The 22,104-nt window shown below is 73.1% G+C and carries 16 protein-coding genes; 10 read left to right on the top strand and 6 right to left on the bottom strand.

What is annotated here, in order from left to right; all coding sequences use genetic code 11:
* Positions 1-56 precede the first annotated feature (56 nt).
* From ACFYOB_RS33525 to ACFYOB_RS33510, 4 genes are all read right to left on the bottom strand, one after another.
* Entirely contained in the window at positions 57-3,959 is a 3,903-nt protein-coding gene (locus tag ACFYOB_RS33525) for a multifunctional oxoglutarate decarboxylase/oxoglutarate dehydrogenase thiamine pyrophosphate-binding subunit/dihydrolipoyllysine-residue succinyltransferase subunit (protein ID WP_388566591.1), read from the bottom strand.
* 270 nt (positions 3,960-4,229) lie between these two features.
* Positions 4,230-5,306, bottom strand: coding sequence for an ATP-binding protein (locus tag ACFYOB_RS33520; RefSeq protein ID WP_388566588.1), 1,077 nt, complete (start codon positions 5,304-5,306; stop codon positions 4,230-4,232).
* The gene (locus ACFYOB_RS33515; protein WP_388566586.1) at positions 5,303-6,043 is read right to left on the bottom strand and encodes a response regulator transcription factor; all 741 of its coding nucleotides are present in this window, start codon (positions 6,041-6,043) and stop codon (positions 5,303-5,305) included. Before ACFYOB_RS33515 ends, ACFYOB_RS33520 begins: the two co-directional genes overlap by 4 nt.
* Positions 6,044-6,686: 643 nt before the next feature.
* The gene (locus ACFYOB_RS33510) at positions 6,687-7,241 is read right to left on the bottom strand and encodes a hypothetical protein (protein ID WP_388566584.1); all 555 of its coding nucleotides are present in this window, start codon (positions 7,239-7,241) and stop codon (positions 6,687-6,689) included.
* A gap of 36 nt (positions 7,242-7,277) precedes the next feature.
* Here ACFYOB_RS33510 and ACFYOB_RS33505 point away from each other — a divergent pair, with 36 nt between their 5' ends.
* From ACFYOB_RS33505 to ACFYOB_RS33485, 5 genes are all read left to right on the top strand, one after another.
* Complete coding sequence (locus ACFYOB_RS33505; RefSeq protein WP_388566582.1) at positions 7,278-8,672, top strand: hypothetical protein; 1,395 nt, start codon at positions 7,278-7,280, stop codon at positions 8,670-8,672.
* 74 nt (positions 8,673-8,746) lie between these two features.
* Entirely contained in the window at positions 8,747-9,655 is a 909-nt protein-coding gene (locus tag ACFYOB_RS33500) for a sulfurtransferase (protein WP_388566579.1), read from the top strand.
* Between the two features lie 65 nt (positions 9,656-9,720).
* Positions 9,721-10,479, top strand: a complete 759-nt coding sequence (locus ACFYOB_RS33495; protein WP_388566576.1) for a DUF4097 domain-containing protein — start codon at positions 9,721-9,723, stop codon at positions 10,477-10,479.
* A 101-nt stretch (positions 10,480-10,580) separates the two neighbouring features.
* Positions 10,581-12,992 carry an endopeptidase La gene (gene lon / locus ACFYOB_RS33490; RefSeq protein WP_388566574.1) on the top strand — a complete coding sequence of 804 codons (2,412 nt, stop codon included), beginning with the start codon at positions 10,581-10,583 and terminating at the stop codon, positions 12,990-12,992.
* A gap of 128 nt (positions 12,993-13,120) precedes the next feature.
* On the top strand, positions 13,121-13,561 hold the full coding sequence (locus ACFYOB_RS33485; protein WP_328927614.1) for a MarR family transcriptional regulator: 441 nt from the start codon (positions 13,121-13,123) through the stop codon (positions 13,559-13,561).
* Positions 13,562-13,627: 66 nt separating this feature from the next.
* Here ACFYOB_RS33485 and ACFYOB_RS33480 read toward each other — a convergent pair whose 3' ends face one another.
* Positions 13,628-14,401, bottom strand: a complete 774-nt coding sequence (locus ACFYOB_RS33480; protein WP_388566572.1) for a hypothetical protein — start codon at positions 14,399-14,401, stop codon at positions 13,628-13,630.
* A 388-nt stretch (positions 14,402-14,789) separates the two neighbouring features.
* Here ACFYOB_RS33480 and ACFYOB_RS33475 point away from each other — a divergent pair, with 388 nt between their 5' ends.
* Genes ACFYOB_RS33475 through ACFYOB_RS33455 form a run of 5 tightly spaced genes read left to right on the top strand, consistent with a single transcriptional unit; the run spans position 14,790 to position 20,566 of the window.
* Positions 14,790-17,756: a nitrate- and nitrite sensing domain-containing protein gene (locus ACFYOB_RS33475; RefSeq protein ID WP_388566570.1), complete on the top strand. Its 2,967-nt coding sequence runs from the start codon at positions 14,790-14,792 to the stop codon at positions 17,754-17,756.
* Positions 17,753-18,238 carry a roadblock/LC7 domain-containing protein gene (locus ACFYOB_RS33470; protein ID WP_388566568.1) on the top strand — a complete coding sequence of 162 codons (486 nt, stop codon included), beginning with the start codon at positions 17,753-17,755 and terminating at the stop codon, positions 18,236-18,238. The genes ACFYOB_RS33475 and ACFYOB_RS33470 overlap by 4 nt, the downstream gene beginning before the upstream one ends.
* Positions 18,235-18,624, top strand: a complete 390-nt coding sequence (locus ACFYOB_RS33465) for a DUF742 domain-containing protein (protein WP_328927618.1) — start codon at positions 18,235-18,237, stop codon at positions 18,622-18,624. The genes ACFYOB_RS33470 and ACFYOB_RS33465 overlap by 4 nt, the downstream gene beginning before the upstream one ends.
* Positions 18,605-19,243, top strand: coding sequence for an ATP/GTP-binding protein (locus ACFYOB_RS33460; protein WP_388566566.1), 639 nt, complete (start codon positions 18,605-18,607; stop codon positions 19,241-19,243). Before ACFYOB_RS33465 ends, ACFYOB_RS33460 begins: the two co-directional genes overlap by 20 nt.
* Positions 19,244-19,285: 42 nt before the next feature.
* Positions 19,286-20,566, top strand: a complete 1,281-nt coding sequence (locus ACFYOB_RS33455) for a styrene monooxygenase/indole monooxygenase family protein (RefSeq protein ID WP_388566564.1) — start codon at positions 19,286-19,288, stop codon at positions 20,564-20,566.
* Here ACFYOB_RS33455 and ACFYOB_RS33450 read toward each other — a convergent pair.
* Complete coding sequence (locus ACFYOB_RS33450; protein WP_388566561.1) at positions 20,497-21,663, bottom strand: NlpC/P60 family protein; 1,167 nt, start codon at positions 21,661-21,663, stop codon at positions 20,497-20,499. The two genes, ACFYOB_RS33455 and ACFYOB_RS33450, sit on opposite strands and share 70 nt — an antisense overlap.
* Positions 21,664-22,104 lie beyond the last annotated feature (441 nt).

Here is a 22,104-nt window from a genome sequence, read left to right as displayed (position 1 = left end):
GGCCCGGCCCCCCGTGAGGGGGCCGGGCCTTCCACTCCTGCTGGGCCGCGCGGCGACTAGGCCTCGAAGACCTCGTTCAGCAGGAGCTGCTGCTCCGCCTGGTGGCGCTTCGCCGAGCCGACGGCCGGCGACGAGCCGTGCGGGCGCGAGATGCGCCGCAGGCGCTCGCCCGTCGGGACCTCCGCGCCGACCGCCAGGTCGAGGTGGTCGATCAGGTTCAGCGCGATGAACGGCCACGCACCCTGGTTCGCCGGCTCCTCCTGGGCCCAGATGTACTTCGCCGCGTTCGGGAACTTGGCGATCTCCGCCTGGAGCTCCGCGCCCGCCAGCGGGTACAGCCGCTCGATGCGGATGATCGCGGTGTCCGTGATGCCGCGCTTCTCCCGCTCGGCCTCAAGGTCGTAGTAGACCTTGCCCGCGCAGAAGACGACCTTGCGGACCGCGTTCGGGTCCACCGTCGCGTCGCCGATGACCGGACGGAACGTGCCGTTCGTGAACTCCTCCGCCTTCGACGCCGCCGCCTTCAGACGCAGCATCGACTTCGGGGTGAAGACGATGAGCGGCTTGTGGTGCGGGTTGTGGACCTGCCAGCGCAGCAGGTGGAAGTAGTTCGACGGCAGGGTCGGCATCGCGACCGTCATGTTGTCCTGCGCGCACATCTGCAGGAAGCGCTCGGGGCGCGCGGACGAGTGGTCCGGGCCCTGGCCCTCGTAGCCGTGCGGCAGGAGCAGCGTGACGCCGGAGGTCTGGCCCCACTTCTGCTCGGCCGAGGAGATGAACTCGTCGACGACGGTCTGCGCGCCGTTGACGAAGTCACCGAACTGGGCCTCCCAGAGGACCAGCGCGTCCGGGCGGGCCAGCGAGTAGCCGTACTCGAAGCCCATGGCCGCGTACTCGGAGAGCAGCGAGTCGTAGACGTTGTAGCGGGCCTGCTCGTCCGACAGGTACTGCAGCGGGGTGTAGTCCTCGCCGGTCTCCCGGTCGATGAGGACCGCGTGGCGCTGGCCGAACGTGCCGCGGCGGGAGTCCTGGCCGGACAGCCGGACCGGGGTGCCCTCCATCAGCAGCGAGCCGAAGGCCAGGGTCTCGCCCATGCCCCAGTCGATGGTGCCCTCGTCGATCATCGCCGCGCGGCGCTGCAGCTGCGGCAGCAGACGCGGGTGGACGGTGACGTGCTCGGGGATGTTGACCTGGGACTCGGCGATCCGCTTGACGACGTCCTGGGAGATCGCGGTGTTCACGGTGACCGGGAACTGCTGCGCGACCTGCGCCGGCGACGCCGGGGCGCCGACGGCGGGCTGCGTGGCGGCCTCGCGGACCTCCGCGAAGACCTTCTCCAGCTGGCCCTGGAAGTCCTGGAGCGCCTGCTCCGCCTCTTCCAGCGTGATGTCGCCGCGGCCGATGAGGGACTCGGTGTACAGCTTGCGCACCGAGCGCTTCTTGTCGATCAGGTCGTACATCAGCGGCTGCGTGAACGCCGGGTTGTCGGACTCGTTGTGCCCGCGGCGGCGGTAGCAGATGAGGTCGATGACCACGTCCTTGTTGAACGCCTGACGGAACTCGAAGGCGAGCCGCGCGACGCGGACCACTGCCTCCGGGTCGTCGCCGTTCACGTGGAAGATCGGCGCCTCGATCATGCGGGCCACGTCGGTCGCGTACATGGACGAACGCGAGGACTCCGGGGCGGCGGTGAAGCCGACCTGGTTGTTGATGACCACGTGCACGGTGCCGCCGGTGCGGTAGCTGCGCAGCTGCGACATGTTCAGCGTCTCGGCGACCACACCCTGGCCCGCGAAGGCCGCGTCGCCGTGGAGGGCCAGCGGCAGGACGGTGAAGTCCGTGCCGCCCTTGTTGATGACGTCCTGCTTGGCGCGGGCGACACCCTCCAGGACCGGGTCGACGGCCTCCAGGTGGGAGGGGTTGGCGACGAGCGAGACCTTGATCTGCTCGCCGTCCAGGCCGGTGAAGGTGCCCTCGGCGCCCAGGTGGTACTTGACGTCGCCGGAGCCGTGCATGGACTTCGGGTCGAGGTTGCCCTCGAACTCGCGGAAGATCTGCGCGTACGACTTGCCGACGATGTTCGCGAGGACGTTCAGGCGGCCGCGGTGGGCCATGCCGATGACGACCTCTTCGAGGCGGGCCTCGGCGGCCGAGTCGATGACGGCGTCGAGCAGCGGGATGACGGACTCGCCGCCCTCCAGGGAGAAGCGCTTCTGGCCGACGTACTTCGTCTGCAGGAAGGTCTCGAAGGCCTCCGCCGCGTTCAGGCGGCGCAGGATGCGCAGCTGCTCCTCGCGCTCCGGCTTGGTGTGCGGGCGCTCGATGCGGTCCTGGATCCAGCGGCGCTGCTTCGGGTCCTGGATGTGCATGAACTCGACGCCGGTGGTGCGGCAGTACGAGTCGCGCAGTACGCCGAGGATGTCGCGCAGCTTCATCATGGACTTGCCGGAGAAGCCGCCGACCGCGAACTCGCGCTCCAGGTCCCACAGGGTGAGGCCGTGCTCGGTGATGTCGAGGTCGGGGTGCTTGCGCTGCTTGTACTCCAGCGGGTCGGTGTCGGCCATGACGTGGCCGCGGACCCGGTAGGAGTGGATCAGCTCGAAGACGCGGGCGGCCTTCGTGACGTCGTCGTCGTGCGAGGCGTCGATGTCGCGGTTCCAGCGGACCGGCTCGTACGGGATGCGCAGCGACTCGAAGACGGAGTCGTAGAAGTCGTTCTCGCCGAGGAGCAGGTTCGCGACGATGCGCAGGAACTCGCCGGAGGCCGCGCCCTGGATGACCCGGTGGTCGTAGGTCGAGGTCAGGGTCATGACCTTGGAGATGCCCAGCTTGTTCAGGGTGTCCTGCGAGGTGCCCTGGAACTCGGCGGGGTAGTCCATGGAGCCGACGCCCATGATGACCGACTGACCGGGCATCAGACGGGGCACGGAGTGGACGGTGCCCAGGCCGCCGGGGTTGGTGAGGGAGCAGGTCACGCCGGTGAAGTCATCCATCGTCAGCTTGCCGACGCGGGCGCGGCGGACGATGTCCTCGTAGGCCTGCCAGAACTCGAAGAAGTTGAGGGTCTCGGCCTTCTTGATGCCGGCGACGACGAGCTGGCGGTCGCCGTTGGGCTTCACCAGGTCGATGGCGAGGCCGAAGTTCACGTGGTCGGGCTTGACCAGGGTCGGCTTGCCGTCCTTCTCCGCGAAGGAGTAGTTCATCGACGGCATGGCCTTGATGGCCTGCACCATCGCGTAGCCGATCAGGTGCGTGAAGGAGATCTTCCCGCCCCGGGCCCGCTTGAGGTGGTTGTTGATGACGATGCGGTTGTCGAACAGGAGCTTCACCGGGACGGCGCGGACGGACGTGGCCGTCGGGACGTCGAGGGAGGCGTTCATGTTCTTCGCGACGGCAGCCGCCGGGCCGCGGAGCGTCACCAGCTCGGGGCCCGCGGGGGCCTCGGTGGCGGGCGCGGCCTTCTGCGGGGCTACGGAGGCGGGGGCGGGCGCGGCCGGTGCGGCGGCCGGGGCCTGGGAGGTGACAGTCACAGCAGGGGCACCAGAGGGGATGGCAGGAGCAGGGGCAGGAGCTGACACAGGCGTGGGCGCGGCGGAGGGCGCGGCGGCAGCCGCTCCAGCGGAGCGGGTGCTCGCACCGGCGCTCGCCGCCCCCGTGGCGGCGGCGTCGGCGGCCTGGGGTGCTGCGGTGACGGTGGTGGCGGCCTGTGCGGAGGCGCCGTCCGTCGTCGCAGGGGTCTTCTTCGGCTCTTCGGACTTCACCGGAGCGACAGCCGCCCCCGGCTTGTAGTCGGCGAAGAAGTCCCACCAGGCCCGGTCGACCGAGTTCGGGTCCTGGAGGTACTGCTGATAGATCTCGTCGACGAGCCACTCATTGGCGCCGAAGCCTGAGGCGGGGTTCTTCCCGCCCCCTGCTGCTTCGGTCGTGGTGCTCGAGTTACTGGGGGACTGTGGCGACACGGCGGCAACCGCCCTCTTCCGCTTCACAAGGTATGGACAGCGGGAATAAAGGCTACGCCTCCCAGGCCGCGAGATGCAGACCGGGCGGGACTTCCGTCGCGCAGGTCACATCGAACGGCGGGTTTCACTGCCTGGAATGGCGGGAAACACGTGTGGTTCGGGTAGGGGGCACCGAGGTTGCGGCCTCATGGCTTCGCACCCCTGACGGACCCCGGGTACGTGTGGCCGAGATCATGTCCTTCCCACTCGAACCCTACGTCAACACGGCGCCTACGAACTGCCCGGAAGCGTGACGAGGATGCGGCAGCCCCGTGACGATTCGGCCACTCCGATCCGCCCCCCGTGCAGTTCCACGGCCCAGCGGGCGATCGCCAGGCCCAGTCCCGTACCGCCGTCGCCGCCGCGCGCGCTGCCCCGGTTGAACCGCTCGAAGACCCGGTGCCGCTCCGCCTCCGGGATGCCGGGGCCTTCGTCCCGCACCTCCAGCGCCAGGCTGCCGGGCGTGTCGCCGGCCCGCGCGCGGACCGTGACCCGGCCGTGCGGGGGGCTGTGCTTGACCGCGTTGTCGATGAGGTTCGCCACCACCTGGTGCAGCCGCTCGGCGTCCGCGTACGCCGTCAGCTCGGGCGGGAACACGTCCAGGTGCAGGTGCACGTCGTTGCGGGTGTGCCCGCCGGAGCCGCTGGACAGCCCCGGCCGGCCCGCGGCCGCCAGCGCCGACTCCTTCAGCACCCCCGACAGGTACGGCCACACCTCGAACCGGCGGGCGCGCAGCGGGACCACGCCGTTGTCCACCCGGGACAGGTCCAGCAGCGTCTCCACGAGCCGGCCGAGGCGCTCGGTCTGCTTCAGCATCGTGCGCATGGTCTCCGGATCGGCGGCCGAGACCCCGTCCACGACGTTCTCCAGCACCGCGCGCAGCGCCGCGATCGGCGTGCGCAGTTCGTGCGAGACGTTGGCGACCAGCAGCTTGCGGTGCCGGTCCACCGCCTCCAGGTCGTCCGCCATCAGGTTGATCGTGGAAGCCAGGTCGCCCAGCTCGTCCCGGCGTCCCGCGCCGCGCACCCGGCGGGTGTAGTCGCCGTGGGAGATCGCCCGGGCCACCGTCGTCATGTCGTCCAGCGGCGACGTCAGACTGTGCGCCACGAACTGGGTGATCAGCATCGAGGCGATCACCGAGAAGACCGTGATGAACCGCAGCTCGGTGTCGGTGCGCAGGGCCACCAGCAGCAGGCCCGTCGTGATGAAGACCGAGACCACCACGAGGGTGCCCAGCTTGGTCTTGATCGAGAACGGCGAGAAGGGCCGCAGGGCCCCGGCGGAGCGCTGCCTGGGTGCGCCGTTCACGCCTGCGCCGGGGTCTCCAGGGCGTACCCGACGCCGTGGACCGTACGGATCCGCTCCGCGCCGATCTTCCGGCGCAGGGCCTTGATGTGGCTGTCGACCGTACGGGTCCCGGACGCGTCGGCCCAGTCCCACACCTCGGCCAGCAGCTGCTCCCGCGAGAGCACCGCCCGCGGGGTGCCGGCCAGGCACACCAGCAGGTCGAACTCGGTCGGCGTCAGGTGCACGTCCTCGGCCTGCACCCGGACCCGGCGCTGCGCGTGGTCGATCTCCAGGTCGCCCAGGCGCAGCGTGGCCCCGCGCGGGGCGTGCGCGGCCAGGGTGGCCCGTTCCACGCGCCGCAGCAGTACGTGGACCCGCGCGGCCAGCTCGCGCATCGAGAACGGCTTCGTCATGTAGTCGTCGGCGCCGACCCCGAGCCCGACCAGCAGGTCGGTCTCGTCGTCCCGGGCGGTGAGCATCAGCACCGGGACCGGCCGCTGGGCCTGGACCCGGCGGCAGACCTCCAGGCCGTCGAAGCCCGGCAGCATGATGTCGAGGACCAGCAGCTCGGGCAGCCAGTTCTCGGCCGCGGCGACGGCGGCAGGGCCGTCGGCGGCCGTCTGCACCTGGAAGCCCTCGGCCCGCAGGCGGGCCGCGATCGCCTCGGCGATGGTGTGGTCGTCCTCGACGACGAGTACGCGCCGCTGGGCGCCGGGGGTCGCCGAGGCGCCGTTGTGGGTGGTGTGTGTCTGTTCCATGTCCCGGTCCCGCCCCATGAAGATCTGCGTGGTGGGGTGCAGCGTAGAGGAGGCACCGGCCTGCGGCTATGCGGGGTTCGGACAGGGCATTTGTGCTGATCATCCTGGTAGGGGGCGGGATGTGCAGGGCGCCGGACCCCCCACGGGACCGGCGCCCGGCGGGCGGGGCGAGGACCCCGTCCGGCTGTCCGTGTGCCCTGCGACGACGGCCCGTATCCGTGAGGAAGACCGGGTTCTCCGTGTCGTTCGGGACGTCGGGACGGGAGGCCTCGACGGCCCGCACCGGGGGAGTTCGAACGGGAGGAGGCCTCGGGTACGGCGCGGCCGAGGGCCACGTCCAGCGGGGCGGCGTCGGTGGCGCCGTGTCCGGCGGCGACGGCCTCGTCCGCGGGGCGCACGTGCGGCATCGGTTTCGCGGAGAGGTTTGCTGAGAGGGCCGGGGAGAGTTTCGCGGAGAGCGGAAGGAATCCCTCCGGATTTGTCAGGACCGTCGGTGAGCGACGCCGCGCCGCGGCCCCGGGAGCCGTGAAATCGGCCCGGCCCACCGTCCCGTCGGCCGTGTCCGGATCCACGTACGGGTGCTCCAACAGGCTGAGCCCGGACCGGCAGCCGCGGGAGATCTCGGCCGCGGGGACGGGCCTGCCTACTTCTGGGTGAACGGGGGGAGCGCGGCCAGGACCTTGCCCAGGGCCGGGGCCAGGGCGCCTTCGCCGCCCGCCACCTCGAAACCGTCGTGCACGAACGCGTAGGAGAACCCGTCGTAGATCGTGGGGCCGCCCGTCGCGATCCGGGGCAGCTCCGCGAAGTTCGCCTCGCGCAGCGCGGTGCGCAGCTCGGCCAGCTCGGCTTCCGACAGCTTTCCGGTGCCCTCCGGCTTCGCCCCGCCGTCCAGCCTGGTCCACGACCCGTCCTCCTTGACGACGAGCGTGTGCGTCTGGCCCGCGAAGCCGCCGCTGCGGGTGACCCGCAGCAGGGTCTGGTCCGCGGAGGGCGGCTTGCCGGCCGTCGGGCTCGCGGCGCCGCTCGGCGCCGGGGCCGCGGACGGTGACGTCGGACCGGTCGGCGCCGGTGCGGCCGCGGTGGAGGTCCCCGTGGGCGTCGGGGGCGCGTCGTCGCCGCTCCCGGATCCGGACGCCCCGCAGCCCGCCAGGACCACCGCGCCCAGCACCGCCCCTGCCACCGCCCGGTACGCTCGCACACCCACCTCCGCAGGTACGTCCCCCGAACCCCGAGTATGGAGTCCCCACGCCCGTCGCGACAGTTCCCGGAGGCAGCCATCACCCGCATCGCCCCCTGGTCCTGGCGCGTGCTGCCCCCGCTGCTCGCCGTCCTCCTCGGCCTCTGGGGCCTGGAGCGGCGCGGCAGCATGTGGCGCGACGAGTCGGTCACCTGGCAGGTGGCCCACCGCCCGCTCGGCGGGCTCCGGGAGCTGCTGGGCCAGGTGGACGCCGTACACGGCCTGTACTACCTGCTCATGCACGGCGTGTACCTGGCCTGGGACGGCGGCCTGTGGGCCCTGCGGCTGCCCTCCGTCGCCGCCACCGCCCTCGCGGCCGCCGGGGTGGCCGCGATCGCCCACCGGCTCTCGGGGGAGCGGGCCGCGCTGATCGCCGGGGTCACCTACGCCGTGCTGCCGCCCGTGCAGATGTACGCCCAGGAGGGCCGCTCGTACGCCCTGGTCGCGGCGGCCGTGGTGTGGGCGACGTACCTGATGCTGCGCGAGCGGTGGACGGCGTACGCGGCGGTGCTGCTGCTCGGCTGCTGGCTGCACGAGTTCGCGGTACTGGCCCTGCTCGCGCACGCCTTCAGCGCCTGGCGCTCGCGCGGCTGGCGCGTCGCCGCCGGGACCGTCGTGGCCCTGCTGCTGCCGCTGGCCCTGGTGAGCGCCCGGCAGGCGCAGCAGCAGCTCGGCTGGCTCGGGCGGCCGGGCTGGCAGGACTGGGCGGCGTACGGGGTCCTCGCGGCGGCCGCCCTGCTGCTCGCGCGGGGCGCACCGGGAGAGCTCGTACGCGTGGCCCTGCCGCTCGCCCTGCTGCCGCCCGGTCTGCTGCTGGCGGTCTCCCTCCTCGACCCCTGGTACGTCGACCGGTACGTGCTCTACGCGCTGGCCGGGCCGGCCCTGCTGGCGGGCGCCCGGCTGGCGTCGGCCCGCGGCCGGTGGCGGTGGCTCGCGGCCGCCGCCCTGCTGGTGCCCTTCGCCTTGTGGTCGGCGTGGCTGCGCACGCCCGAGAGCCGCAAGGACGACGTCCTCGCCGTGGCCGCCGCGGTCCGGGAGCAGGCCCGGCCGGGGGACGCGGTGGCCTTCCTGCCGTCGCGGCGGCGCGAGTGGCTGCTGTCCTCGCCCGACGTCTACGCGCAGCTGCGCGACGTGGCCCTGGACCGCACCCCGGCGGCTTCGCGCAGCCTGCAGGGCACCGAACTGCCGTCGCTCGCCATCCGGGAGGCGCTGATCGGGTCCCCCCGGGTGATCGCCCTGCTGGACCCGGCCGACCAGCCGCTGGACCCGTACCCGCGGGAGGCCGTGAAACGCCAGACGCTGGCCGCCTGGTTCGACCTGTGCTCGGTCACCGAGGTACGCGGAGCCCGGGTCGCCGTGTACGCCCGCCCGGGAGGCTGCGGCGGACCCTGAGCCCGCCCCGGGCGCGTCCCCGCAGCGGGCCGGTTGCGAGGATGGGGCGACCCGGTTCGCACAGGAGGCGCCGCATGCCCACGTCCCAGAACTCCACGTCCCCAGGGGCCGGTTCCGAGATCCCCGGACCGCTGGTCGGCGCGGGCTGGCTCGCGGAGCGGCTGACCGTGCCCGGGCTGGTCCTCTTCGACGCCTCCGTCGGCGCCCATCGCGGCGCCGCCCACCGGATTGCGGGCGCCCGCCCCTTCGACCTCGACGGGGACCTCTCCGACCACGACGCCCCCGCCCCGCACACCATGCCCGGCGCCGCGCGGTTCACCGAGGCGATGCGGGTCCTCGGCGTCGACGACACCTCCACCGTGGTCGTCTACGACGGCGCCGGCATCTACTCCAGCGCCCGCGCCTGGTGGATGCTGCGCGCGATGGGCTTCGACCGGGCCGCCGTACTCGACGGGGGACTGCCCGCCTGGAAGGCCGCAGGACTGCCCGTCGAGGCCGACGGCCCGGCGTACGACGGCCCGCGCGGCTCCTTCACCGCCCGCCCCCGCCCCGGGCTGCTGGTCGACAGCGCCACCGTCGCCGCGGCCCTGGCCGACCCGGCCGCGGCCGTCCTGGACGCCCGCACCCGTGAGCGCTTCGCCGGCACCGCCCCCGAACCCCGCCCGGGCCTGCGCGGCGGCCACATGCCGGGGGCGTTCAACCTGCCCTTCGCCGAACTCCGGCGCCCCGACGGCCTGATGCGCCCGGCGGAGGAACTCCGCGCGGCCATCGGCGCGCTGACCGGCGACCGGGAGCGCCTCTACTTCAGCTGCGGATCGGGAGTGACGGCCTGCGTCCTGGCCCTCGGCGCCACCCTCGCCGGCTACCGGGACCTGGCCGTGTACGACGGGTCGTGGAGCGAATGGGGCATGCCCTCGGACCGGCGGCCGGTGGTCACGGGCCACGGGCCGGCGGGCGGGGACGCGGACGGCAGCGGGGGATAACCCCACCACGGATCCGGGGACCGGCCCCATCGGCCGCGGGCGCCTTCCGCCCGAGACTCGTGACCATGATCTCTCACGCCGCGTCACTTCGCCCCGCCCGCACCGCCGTCGTCGCCCTCGGGGCCGGGCTACTGCTGGCGGGCTGCTCCCTCGGGGACGGCCCGCAGAAGACGGCGAGCGCCGACGCCACGGTCACCGAGGCCGTCACCGCGGTGGAGGTCACGGCCGCCCGGGCCGGCTCGATCGAGGTCACCGCCGGAGGAGGGCCCGGAGTCACGGTCCGCCGGACCGTCCACTACCGCGGGGACACCGCCCCGACGCCCGGCCAGCAGGTCTCCGGCGGTGTGCTGACCTTCACCGACGACTGCCCCCCCGACTGCTACATCGACTACCGCCTGGAGGTCCCGGCCTCCGTCACGGTCAAGCTCGGGAGCACCAGCGGCCGCATCACGGTGACGGGCGTCACGGCGGCCGACGTCGCGGCCACGTCGGGCCGGGTCAGGGCCGACCGGATCGGCGGCCCGCTGAAGATCCGCACCTCCTCGGGCGGGATCACCGCCACCGGCCTGTCCGGCCCGAGCGCGGACGTCCACTCCGAATCGGGTGACGCCCGCCTGCACTTCGCGGTGGCCCCGTCCTCGGTCCTCGCCGAAACCACCTCGGGCGACGTCATCCTGAAGGTCCCCCCGGCCGCATACCAGCTCGCGGTCACCACCACCTCCGGCACCCGCGACATCACTGTCCCCACGGACCCCTCGGCTCCCTCCCACCTCTCGGCGAAGACCACGTCGGGCGACGTCCACGTCTCCGCACCGGGCGACTGACCCCTCAGCCGTTCGCCCCGGGCGAACGGCTGTTGGGGAACAACGGGCGGCGCACATGCATTGAGTCGGCATAGCTCAACTTCACTGCCGGAGGGAAGATCATGGCTTCGACGTCCGTACCGCTCACTCTGCCCGTGCTGCCGCTCGACGACGAGGTCGTGCTGCCTGGGATGGTCGTTCCGCTGGACCTGTCCGACGCCGAGGTGCGCGGGGCCGTGGAGGCGGCCCAGGCCGCGGCGGGCAGCGGCGGGAAGCCCCGAGTGCTGCTCGTGCCGCGGATCGACGGGAAGTACGCGGGCACGGGTGTGCTCGGGACCGTCGAGCAGGTGGGGAGGCTCTCCGACGGGGACCCCGGCGCGCTCATCCGCGGCCGCGGCCGCGTCCGTATCGGCGCCGGTACGACCGGACCCGGGGCCGCACTGTGGGTCGAGGGCGAGACCGTCACCGAACGCGTGCCGGACCCGCTGCCGGGTGCGGTCGCCGAGCTCGTCAAGGAGTACAAGGCACTCGCCACCAGCTGGCTCAAGAAGCGCGGGGCCTGGCAGGTCGTCGACCGGGTCCAGCAGATCGAAGGGGTGTCGGCGCTCGCCGACAACTCCGGGTACTCGCCGTTCCTGACGGTCGAGCAGAAGGTCGAACTGCTGGAGACCGCCGACCCCGTCGCCCGGCTCAAGCTGGCCGTCAAGGCACTCAGCGACCACCTCGCCGAACAGGACGTCGCCGAGTCCATCGCCAAGGACGTGCAGGACGGCGTCGACAAGCAGCAGCGCGAGTTCCTGCTGCGCCGGCAGCTGGAGGCCGTCCGCAAGGAGCTGCGCGAGCTGAACGGGGAGAAGGAGGGCGAGGAGTCCGACGACTACCGCAGCCGCGTCGAGGCCGCGGACCTCCCCGAGAAGGTCCGCGAGGCCGCGCTCAAGGAGGTCGACAAGCTGGAGCGGGCCAGCGACCAGAGCCCGGAGGGCTCCTGGATCCGCACCTGGCTGGACACCGTCCTGGAGCTGCCCTGGAACGAGCGCACCGAGGACCGGTACGACATCCAGGGAGCGCGCGCCGTCCTCGACGCCGAACACGCCGGGCTCAGCGACGTGAAGGACCGCATCACCGAGTACCTCGCCGTGCGCAAGCGGCGCACCGAGCGCGGCATGGGCGTCATCGGCGGCCGCCGCGGCGGAGCCGTCCTCGCGCTCGTCGGACCGCCCGGAGTCGGCAAGACCTCGCTCGGCGAGTCCGTCGCCCACGCCATGGGCCGCAAGTTCGTCCGGGTCGCGCTCGGCGGCGTACGCGACGAGGCCGAGGTACGAGGACACCGCCGGACCTACGTCGGCGCCCTGCCCGGCCGCATCGTCCGGGCCATCAAGGAGGCCGGGTCGATGAACCCGGTCGTCCTGCTCGACGAGATCGACAAGGTGGGCTCCGACTTCCGCGGGGACCCGGCCGCCGCCCTCCTGGAGGTCCTGGACCCGGCCCAGAACCACACCTTCCGGGACCACTACCTGGAGGTGGAGCTCGACCTCAGCGACGTGGTGTTCCTGGCCACCGCCAACGTCCTGGAGGCCATCCCGGAGGCCCTGGCCGACCGCATGGAGCTGGTCCGCCTCGACGGGTACACCGAGGACGAGAAGGTCGTCATCGCCCGCGACCACCTGCTGCCCCGCCAGCTGGAGCGCGCCGGCCTCGGCGCCGACGAGGTGGTCCTGCAGGAGGAGGCGCTCAGGAAGCTCGCCGGCGAGTACACCCGCGAGGCGGGCGTACGCACCCTGGAGCGGTCCATCGCACGGCTGCTCCGCAAGGTGGCCTCGCAGCACGAACTGGGCGAGCGCGAGTTGCCCTTCAGCATCGGCGCCGACGACCTGCGCGCCCTGATCGGACGCCCGCACCACGTGCCGGAGTCCGCCCAGGACCCGGCGGAGCGGCGTACCGCGGTCCCAGGCGTGGCCACCGGCCTCGCCGTGACCGGCGCGGGCGGCGACGTGCTGTTCGTGGAGGCCTCACTGGCCGACCCGGAGACGGGCGCGGCCGGTCTGACCCTCACCGGCCAGCTCGGTGACGTCATGAAGGAGTCCGCGCAGATCGCGCTCAGCTTCCTGCGCTCCCACGGCGCCGAACTGGAACTCCCGGTGGCAGACCTGAAGGACCGGGGCGTGCACATCCACTTCCCGGCGGGCGCGGTGCCCAAGGACGGACCGAGCGCCGGCATCACCATGACCACGGCGCTCGCCTCGCTGCTCTCCGGGCGCCAGGTGCGCACGGACGTGGCCATGACCGGCGAGGTCTCGCTGACCGGGCGGGTCCTGCCGATCGGCGGGGTCAAGCAGAAGCTGCTGGCCGCGCACCGGGCCGGGCTGACCACCGTCATCATCCCCAAGCGCAACGAGGCCGACCTGGACGACGTCCCGGCCGAGGTGCTGGAGGGCCTGGAAGTGCACCCGGTGACCGATGTGCGCCAGGTCCTGGAGCTCGCCCTGGCCCGGACCGAGGTCCAGACGGAAGTGCCCTTCACCACCGCCGCGTAGGCGGGGGAGCCCCGCCCGGGTCCCCTCCCCCGGACTCCGTCCGGGGGGACCCTCAGGCGGGGCCCCGGGCCCTCGGCGTGTCCGCTGCGAAATACTGGCGGCCCACACCACCACAGAGGGAGCCGGACGTGCACGGGAGCGAAGACCAGGAGTTCCTTGCCTTGGAGCGGGAGCTGTCCGTCTTCCTCCGGCGCGCCCGCGCCTCCTCCGGCGAGATGGCCCGCGAGCTCCACCCCGAGCTCGAACCCGCCGCGTACGGACTCCTCACCCGCCTGGAGGCTGCCGGCCGGCAGCGGGCCACCGAGCTCGCCGCGTACTTCGGCGTCGGCAAGGCCACCATGAGCCGCCAGCTGCGGGCCCTGGAGGTGCTGGGCCTGGTCGCCCGCGAGCCGGACCCCGCCGACGGCCGGGCCTTCCTGGTCGGCCTCACCGAGGAGGGCCGCGAGCGGTTCCTGCGGGTACGGGACGCGCGGCGCGAGCAGTACATGCGCAAGCTCGCCGACTGGGACCGCGGCGAGGTGGCGGAACTGGCCCGGCTGCTCAACCAACTGAACGCGGGCGAGGAGTAGGCCCGGAGCAGTCCCGAGGCCGCTCCGGGCGAGCGCCGCGGCAGCCGCGGCCACCGCGGAGCGGCCCTACAGCTCCGCGTAGACCGCCGACGCGTCGTCGTGCCGTTTGCCCCGGCCCGACGGGCGCGCAGGGTCGGACTCGATGGCGCGGACCCGGCCGATCAGCCCCTGCGCGCCCTCCTTGCGCAGCACCGCCAGGCACTGCGACCAGTCGCCCTCCTGGAACGTGTCCGTCCAACGGCTCGCCCCGTCCGTGAGCGCGGCCACCGCCCGGACCCGCCCGCGCGGGGTGCGCCCCGTCACCGCCCGGGCCGCCACCGCCGGATCGGCGGCCGCCGTGAAGAAACCGCCCTCCGCGTTCCGCAGCGTGTCCGCCGCCTCCGCCGACCGCAGCATGTCCGGAGGGACCCGGTCCAGCCGGTCGTCGAGCACGGCCGTGACCTCACCGCCCGGCGCCTGCAGGAGCAGTACGGAGTCCGAGAGCACGAGGTGCTCCACGTACGCCTCGTCCCAGCGGACGACGACGACCGTCGCCTGCGGCGTGCGGACGTGAGAAAGGTCACAGGTGTCCCGGTGTGCCTCGGCCGTGGAGCGGACGGCCGCCGCCAGGATCCGGTCCAGCGGCATGTCCCGCCGCGATCCGGACAGTTCGGTCAATCGGCCGCCCAGCCGGGCCGCGAACCACGGCACTCCGTGCACGCATCCGTCGTCGCCGCGCGGCGGGGTGACCCCGTCCAGGGCGACCACGACGCCGCCGCCCGAGGCGGGGATCGCCGCCGACACCCAGTCCTCATTGGGGCGTTCCGCGTTACCGGGGGCCGAGGCGAGGTCGATGCGCATGCCGTCATTCTGCCGGGCGCGGGGGTCCGGCGCGCGGGTAGGTCCGTACCAATGTGGGAGGGGTGGGCGAGAGCGGCTCCGCGCGCCCTCCGGGGGCCCGGGCGAGGCCCCCCGGAGTGTGGGCGGGCATCCTGCCAAAGCCCGCCTGGATCTTTCAACCGCCTGTCCATGGACGCGCTCTGACACCCGGTGTCCGAGTTGGTCGCCAACTCATCCGTGATGTTCACTCGTTCGAGTGGCCGGGTGGGTGATGTGCGGCTCTCTCCCCATCACACTGCAAAGGTCTGAGGCGGTACGAGGGAGCGGGGCGCGTTTACTTGTTGACCGGCCGTTACCTCGGCCACACGAGTAGACGAGCAAGAGCACACGTACAGGATTGCGAGCACCGGTGCAGAAGAAGCGGTCTCGGAAGAACGGCACCGCCACCGACGGCCCGGCCCCCGCAGGACGCCGCGTCCGCGTGCGCCGCAGGCTGGTCGTAGGCGTGGCCGTCGCCGGTCTCACCGTCCTCGCGGCGGGCAGCCCAGCCGTCGTCTCCGCCACGAGGGAACTGAACGACTCCCAGCGCCTGGTCACCCTCGCGGAGCAGACCCGGCAGACCCTCACCCTCGCGCACCTCCTCGGTGACGAGCGCGACGCCGTCGTCGAGTACGCCGCCAAGGGCCGCCCCGGCGGGGCCAAGGGCCCCGTCCAGGAACGCGCCGCCCGCACCGACCGGCAGCTCGCCGAGGTCCAGGCCGACGCCGACGAGCAGACCGCCCTGGCCCTCGCCCGCGTCCAGGCCGTCCGCGCCGAGGCCGTCGACGGCAAGGGCAGCGCCCTCGCCGCCCACCAGGCCTACGCCGGAGTCATCGCGGAACTCCTCGCCCCCGGCGACCGGCTCGCCGAACTGACCCCGCCGCGCGCCGTGGCCGCCCTCGCCACCACCCGCCCGATGGCCCCGCTGGGCCAGGCGGTCGAACAGGCCTCGGCCACCCGCGGACTGCTGCTCGCCGCACTGGCCGTCCCCCGCGGCGAGCAGCTCCCCAACTCGGCCGTGGCCGACGAACTCAGCACCGCCGCCCAGCGCTCGCGCGTACGGGAACAGGCCGCGCTGGACGACTTCGCGCGGGCCGCGCGGCCCGACGTACGCCAGACCCTCGCCGCCACCGTCACCGGACCCGAGGTCAAGGCGGCCGACGACTACCTCAAGCGGCTCACCGAGCGGCCCACGCTCTCGGCCGCCGACCGCAAGACCGACGGGGCCGCCGTCGGCTCCGCGCTCACCGCCCGCATAGACCGCATGCGGTCCGTCGAATCCACCCTCGCGGGACAACGCGCCTCCGCACTCGCCGCCCTGCGCGACGACGACGTGACCCGGCTCGAAACCATCATCGCGGTGCTGGGTCTGCTGTTCCTGATCGCCGTGGGCGTCTCGACAGCCGTGGCCCGCTCGCTGACCCGGCCGCTGTCCGTCCTGCGCCGCGGCGCGGAGCGGCTGGCGACGCCGGAGGGCTCGGTGGAGCCGGTCCGGTTCACGGGCCGCAACGACGAGTTCGCCGAGGTCGTACGCCACCTGAACGCGGTCCGGGACCAGACCGTCTCCCTGCACACCCGCATCGCGGGGCTCGACGCCGACCGGCGCCGCATCATCGGCCGCAACGAGGCGCTCACCTCGGGCCGCGAGGCGCTGGAGGAGGAGCTGACGGCGCTGCGCGCCGGGCTCGAAGAGCACCGCCGCGTCATGTCGACGACCTCCGTCTCGCTGTCGCTGCGGACCCTGGGCCTGGTGGAGCGCCAGCTCGCGGTCATCGAGGACCTGGAGTCCAAGGAACAGGACCCGGACCGGCTGGCGACCCTCTTCAAGCTCGACCACCTGGCCACCGTGATGCGCCGCCACAACGAGAACCTGCTGGTCCTCGCCGGTCAGGAGCACGGCCACGGCCAGGGACTGCCGGTACCGCTGGTCGACGTCATGCGGGCCGCCGTCAGCGAGATCGAGCGCTACGAGCGCGTCGACCTCGCCGCGCTGCCCTCGCACACCCAGGTCGCCGGGCACGCGGCCGACGACATCTCGCACGTCCTGGCCGAGCTGCTGGAGAACGCGACGACCTTCTCGCCGCCGGACGCCAAGGTCAAGGTGTCCGGGTGGCTGCTGGACTCCGGTGACGCGGTGCTGTCCGTCGTCGACGCGGGCATCGGGGTCACCGAGGACCGGCTGGAGGCACTGAACTCCCGGCTGGCCACGCCCGAGGCCTACGACGAGGAGCCCGAGGCGGAACACGGCCTGGGCCTCGGCCTGTACGTGGCCGGACGCCTCGCGGCGCGCCACGGGGTCACCGCGGAGCTGCGCGCCCCGCGGGACGGCGGCACCGAGGCCCTGGTGGTCGTCCCGGCCGCACTGCTGCCCGCGACCCCGCCGGCCTCCCCGGTGCACACCCTGGCCACGCAGGGCGGGCCCGCGCTGCACCTGCCCGGCGTGATCGCCGAGGCGAACGAGAACACGATTCCGAGCCGCATGCGCGGCGAGGCGGCATCCGCTGCCGGGGAGCCGGAGCCCGAGCTGGAGCTCGGCCTGGAGCCGGAGCTCGGCCTGGAGTCGGAGCTGGAGCTGAAGCCGGAGCCGGAGCTCGGCCTGGAGTCGGAGCCTGGGCTGGACGGGGCCGTCCTGCCGGACGGGGACCTGGCCGCCGAGGTGGATCCCGCCGATCCCGCCGCTGCCGTCGCCGCCGAGCCGGAGCCCGGGCCCGAGGCCGACGCCGCCGGTCCGGTGGACGGCCCGCTGCCGCCCGCCGAGCAGATCTTCACCGTCCCGGCCCCGGCGGCCGACCCGGTGTCGGCCCCGGCGGCGGAGGTCCCGGCCGGGCCCGGTCCCGAGGAGCGGCTGCTCGCGCGGGTCGTCCCCGACGCGGACGCGGCCGCCTCCGGGACGGCGGACCCCGAGCCGGGGATCCCGGCCGCGGCGCACGATGCCGGGCAAGGTGCCGACGTACGGGAATCCGACCCCGAGCCGGATCCGCACAGCCACGCCACCGCCGCCGAGGAGCACTGGCTCCCCCGTCAGGGCAGCCACCCCGCCGACCCCGCCGAGGCGGAGCCGGTCACCGACAAGGGCCTGCCGAAGCGGACGCCGCGGTCCGTTCCCGCCCCTCGCGCGGTCAGTGAGGACGGACCGCCCGAGCCGCCGCGCCGGGTCGACGCGGACGAACTGCGCCGCCGCCTCGGCGGGTTCTACCAGGGTGCCCAGGACGGGCGGCGCGTGGCCGCGGCCGAGATCGCGCGGGACACGGGGCGCGAGCACGCGCAGGACCGCGGACAGGAACAGGAACAGGGCCACACCGACCAGGGGGACACCGCACAGGAGGCACGCACATGACCGCGCCCAGTACGTACGGACTGAGCACCCAGGCCCGCAACCTGCAATGGCTGCTGACCGACCTGGTCAAGGAGGTACCCGGCGTCAACTCCGTCGCCGTCGTGTCCTCGGACGGGCTCCTGCTCCTGTCCTCGGACCCCGTGACGGACGGCGCCGCCACCGCCCCGCAGGCCAGGAGCAAGGGGCCGCGGGGCGCCTCCGCCGACCTGGCCACCATCGTCTCCGGTCTGGGCAGCCTCACCGCCGGTGCGGCCGCCCTGATGGACGGCGGCTCCGTCAAGCAGACCATGGTGGCGATGGAGCACGGCTCCGTCTTCGTCATGGCGATCAGCGACGGCTCACTGCTGGGCGTGCACGCCACCCCCGACTGCGACATGAGCGTCGTCGCCTACCACATGGCCCTGTTCGTCGGCCGCGCCGGCCACGTCCTGACCCCCGAAGTCCGCAGTGAGCTGCGCCAGTCGATGGAGAAAACCCCGTGAGGAGTCAGGCCTCCGACCGGCTGCCGATACGCGGCGCCGATCGCCGCCCCGCCCGCGTACGCCCGTACTCCCTCACGGGAGGACGTACCCGGTTCACAGAGGTCCTGCTGGTGGAGACCTTCGTCGCCGCACTGGACACCAAGGTGTCCGAGCCGCAGAAGCCCGACCGCGTGCCCGAGCTGCCCGCCATCGTCGAGGTGTGCCGCCGCATGCGCACGATCGCCGAGATCGCCGCGCTGCTGAAGCTGCCGCTCGGTGTGGTCCGCGTCCTGGTCAGCGACCTCGCCGACCAGGGCAGGATCCGCGTCTACGGGACGGGCCACGGCACGGGCCGACCCGAACGCGCGCTGCTCGAAAGGGTGCTCAGTGGTCTTCGCCGTCTCTGAAACGCCTGTGACGGATGTTCCGGGCGTGGCGGACGACGAGGCCGTCCAGCCCTGGCAGTACGACCGTTCCCGTGCCCCCGTCGCCGTCAAGGTGCTCGTCGCGGGGGGCTTCGGCGTCGGCAAGACCACCTTCGTCTCCTCCCTCTCCGAGATCACCCCGCTGCGCACCGAGGCGGTGATGACCCAGGCCAGCGTCCCGACCGACGACCTGTCCGCGACCCCGGACAAGAACACCACCACCGTCGCCATGGACTTCGGCCGCGTCACCCTCGACGACGACCTCGTCCTCTACGTGTACGGGACCCCGGGCCAGGAGCGGTTCTGGTTCATGTGGGACGACCTGGTGCGCGGGGCCATCGGCGGCATCGTGCTGGCCGACACCCGCCGACTGCGCGACTGCTTCCCCGCGCTCGACTACTTCGAGAGCTGCGGGCTGCCGTACGCCGTCGCCGTCAACCACTTCGAGGGCACCGAGTCGTACGAGCCCGAGGACGTGCGCGAGGCGCTCACCATCCCGCCGGACGTGCCCGTCGTGATCATGGACGCGCGGAGTCGCCGCACGGTCGTCGAATCCCTGCTGACCCTGGTGGACCACGCCCTCGCCGGTACTCCCGAATAGAGCGCCCCCGCACACAGCGCCCCCGAACAGAGAACGTGAGAGATGCGCAAGATACTTGTCGTCGGAGCCGGCCAGTCCGGTCTCCAGCTCGCCCTCGGACTCCAGTCGAAGGGGTACGAGGTCACCCTCATGTCCAACCGGACGGCGGACGAGATCCGCACCGGGCGGGTCATGTCCACGCAGGTCATGTTCGACACGGCCCTGCAGCACGAGCGCGACCTCCAGATCAACTTCTGGGAGCAGCAGGCCCCGAAGATCGAAGGCCTCGGCGTCTCCGTCGCCGCCCCCGACGCCGGCCGCGCCATCGACTGGCTGGGCCACCTCAAGGGGTACGCGCAGTCCGTCGACCAGCGCGTGAAGATGGCCGGCTGGCTCGACACCTTCGTGCAGCGCGGCGGCCAGCTGGTCATCCACGGTGCGTCCGTGGCCGACCTCGACTACTTCTCCCGTACGTACGACCTGGTGCTGGTGGCCGCCGGCAAGGGCGAGCTGGTGTCGATGTTCGGCCGGGACGCGGCCCGTTCCCCGTACGACGCCCCGCAGCGCGCCCTGGCCGTCAGCTACGTGCACGGGCTCGGGCCGCGGCCGGAGCACCCGCAGACCGAGGCCGTCCGGTGCAACCTGGTCCCGGGCGTCGGCGAGCTGTTCGTCATGCCGACCCTCACCACCTCGGGGCGGGCGGACATCCTGTTCTGGGAGGGCATTCCGGGCGGTCCGCTGGACGTCTTCAAGGGCGTCACGGACCCGGCGGCGCACCTGGCGCTCACCCTGGAACTGATGGAGAAGTACACGCCGTGGGAGCACGCGCGTGCCAGGGAGGTGGAGCTGACGGACGCGGGCGCCACGCTCGCCGGCCGCTACGCGCCGGTGGTCCGCAATCCGATCGGGCGGCTGCCGGGCGGCGGGCTGGTGCTGGGCGTCGCCGACGTGGTCGTCGCCAACGACCCGATCACCGGCCAGGGCTCGAACTCCGCCGCCAAGTGCGCGGCCTCGTACCTCTCGTCGATCCTGATGCACGGGGAGAACCCGTTCGACGAGGCGTGGATGAAGGCGACCTTCGACAAGTACTGGTTCACCACGGGCAAGCCGGTGACCCAGTGGACGAACGCGATGCTGGGCGTCCCGCCGGAGCACGTGCTGAACCTGATCGGCGCGGCCGGGGAGCTCCAGCCGGTGGCGAATCGATTCGCCAATGGCTTCGACAACCCGGCCGACTTCGACACGTACTTCTTCGATCCCGAGGACACGGCGGACTACCTGGCGGAGGTCGCTTCGTCCGCCGCTGCCGCCGCCGCCTCCTCCGGCGCCTCTTCCTCCGAATAACCGGTGTCGTCCCCCGCCGTCGCGCCCTCGGGGAGCGACGGCGGGGTGTACTCCGCGAGCGGCGTCCCGTCGGGGTCGGGCCGTACGGCCCCGAGCAGTGGGTTGGCGGCGATCGGCGAGACCTTGACCCGTGCGCCCGGCCGCGGCGCCTGGATGACCTTCCCGTCACCCACGTACAGGCCCACGTGGGTGGCCTTGGGGAAGTACACCACCAGATCCCCGGGCCGCAGCTGCTCCAGCGGCACCTTCGGCAGCCGGGCCCACTGCTCCTGGCTGGTACGGGGGATGGCGCGGCCGGCGTGCGCCCAGGCCTGCGAGGTCAGCCCGGAGCAGTCGAAGGACGCCGGACCCTCGGCGCCCCACACGTACGGTTTGCCGATCTGTGCGGCCGCGTAGGTGAGGGCCGCGCCGCCGGCGGCCGTGGGGGTACCGGAGCGGGTGGGAAGCCGCCCGGAATCCACCAGCTTCCGCTGCGCGGCGGCGGTGTCACGGGCCTCCCGCGCGCCGAGCTGCGCGAGCTGATCGGCGGTCAGGGAGGCGAGCACCCGCTCGACCTCCTTGAGCTGCACCGCGACCTCGTCCTTCTGCTGCCTGCGCTGCTCGGCCAGCGCCTGCTGGGAGTCCAGCGCCTTGCGCGCCTGGGCGGCGAGGGCGTCGGCCGCCCGCTCGCCACGCGTGAGCCGCTTCAGTACGGCGGCCTGCCGCGCGCCCTCGCGGGCGGCGAGGCGGTGCTGCTCCAAGGCGGCCTGCGGGTTCCCGGCGAGCAGCATCCGGGCGTACGGGGAAAGGCCGCGGCTGCCTTGGTACTGCTCCCGGGCGAGCCGCCCCAGCAGGGCCTTCTCGGAACCGAGGGCGCTACGGGCCTTGCGGGACTCGGCACTGAGCCGCCGCTCCTCCTGCTGGCGTGACTTGAGGGCGACGTCGGTGGCGTTGTACGCCTCGGCGGCCTCTTCGGCCTTCTGGTAGAGCCCCTGCAGGCGGGTGAGCAGCACCCCGACGTTCTCACCGGTCAGCGGTTCGGCACGGACGGTCGGCAGGGGCCCGGCCGTGAGGAGCACCGCGGCGATACAGACGGCACGAAGCAGCCGATGGGACAATGTGATCACCTCCGAGGCCGCCGATGCTGCCACGCCCCATATGACAAATCCCCCAGCGCTGTCGGCGGGCCTCGGGCACTCACCCGGTTGGCGGGGCGGGCGCGGGGCGGGGCGGGGCGGGGCGGAGGCTTCGGGGGGCCGGATGTCGGCTGGTCGGCACCAGGGGGCTAGGCGGGATCTCGGCCGGCTGCCACCCCCGGACCGAATCAGGGACGTGGGTCGGTGGCTTCGGGCGGGTTGTTGCCCTTGGGCGGGATCGGGGACGTGGGGCGGTGGCTTCGGGGGCGGTGCGCCCGCGGGGCGGCATCAGAGATACGGTCAGCAGCTTCGGGCGGGTTGCTGTCCCTGGGCGGGATCAGGGAGGGGCTGGGGGTTTCCCGTCCGTCCCATCGTCTTCCGGGTCGGGCCGGTCCCTCAAGGGCGCTCCCTCCGGTCGCGTCG

The organism is Streptomyces sp. NPDC006463 (genome assembly GCF_042870715.1).
In the GTDB taxonomy this organism is placed as follows: domain Bacteria; phylum Actinomycetota; class Actinomycetes; order Streptomycetales; family Streptomycetaceae; genus Streptomyces.
The sequence above is the reverse complement of the archived record's forward strand: the minus strand, read 5'-3'. Positions and strand labels throughout refer to the sequence as shown.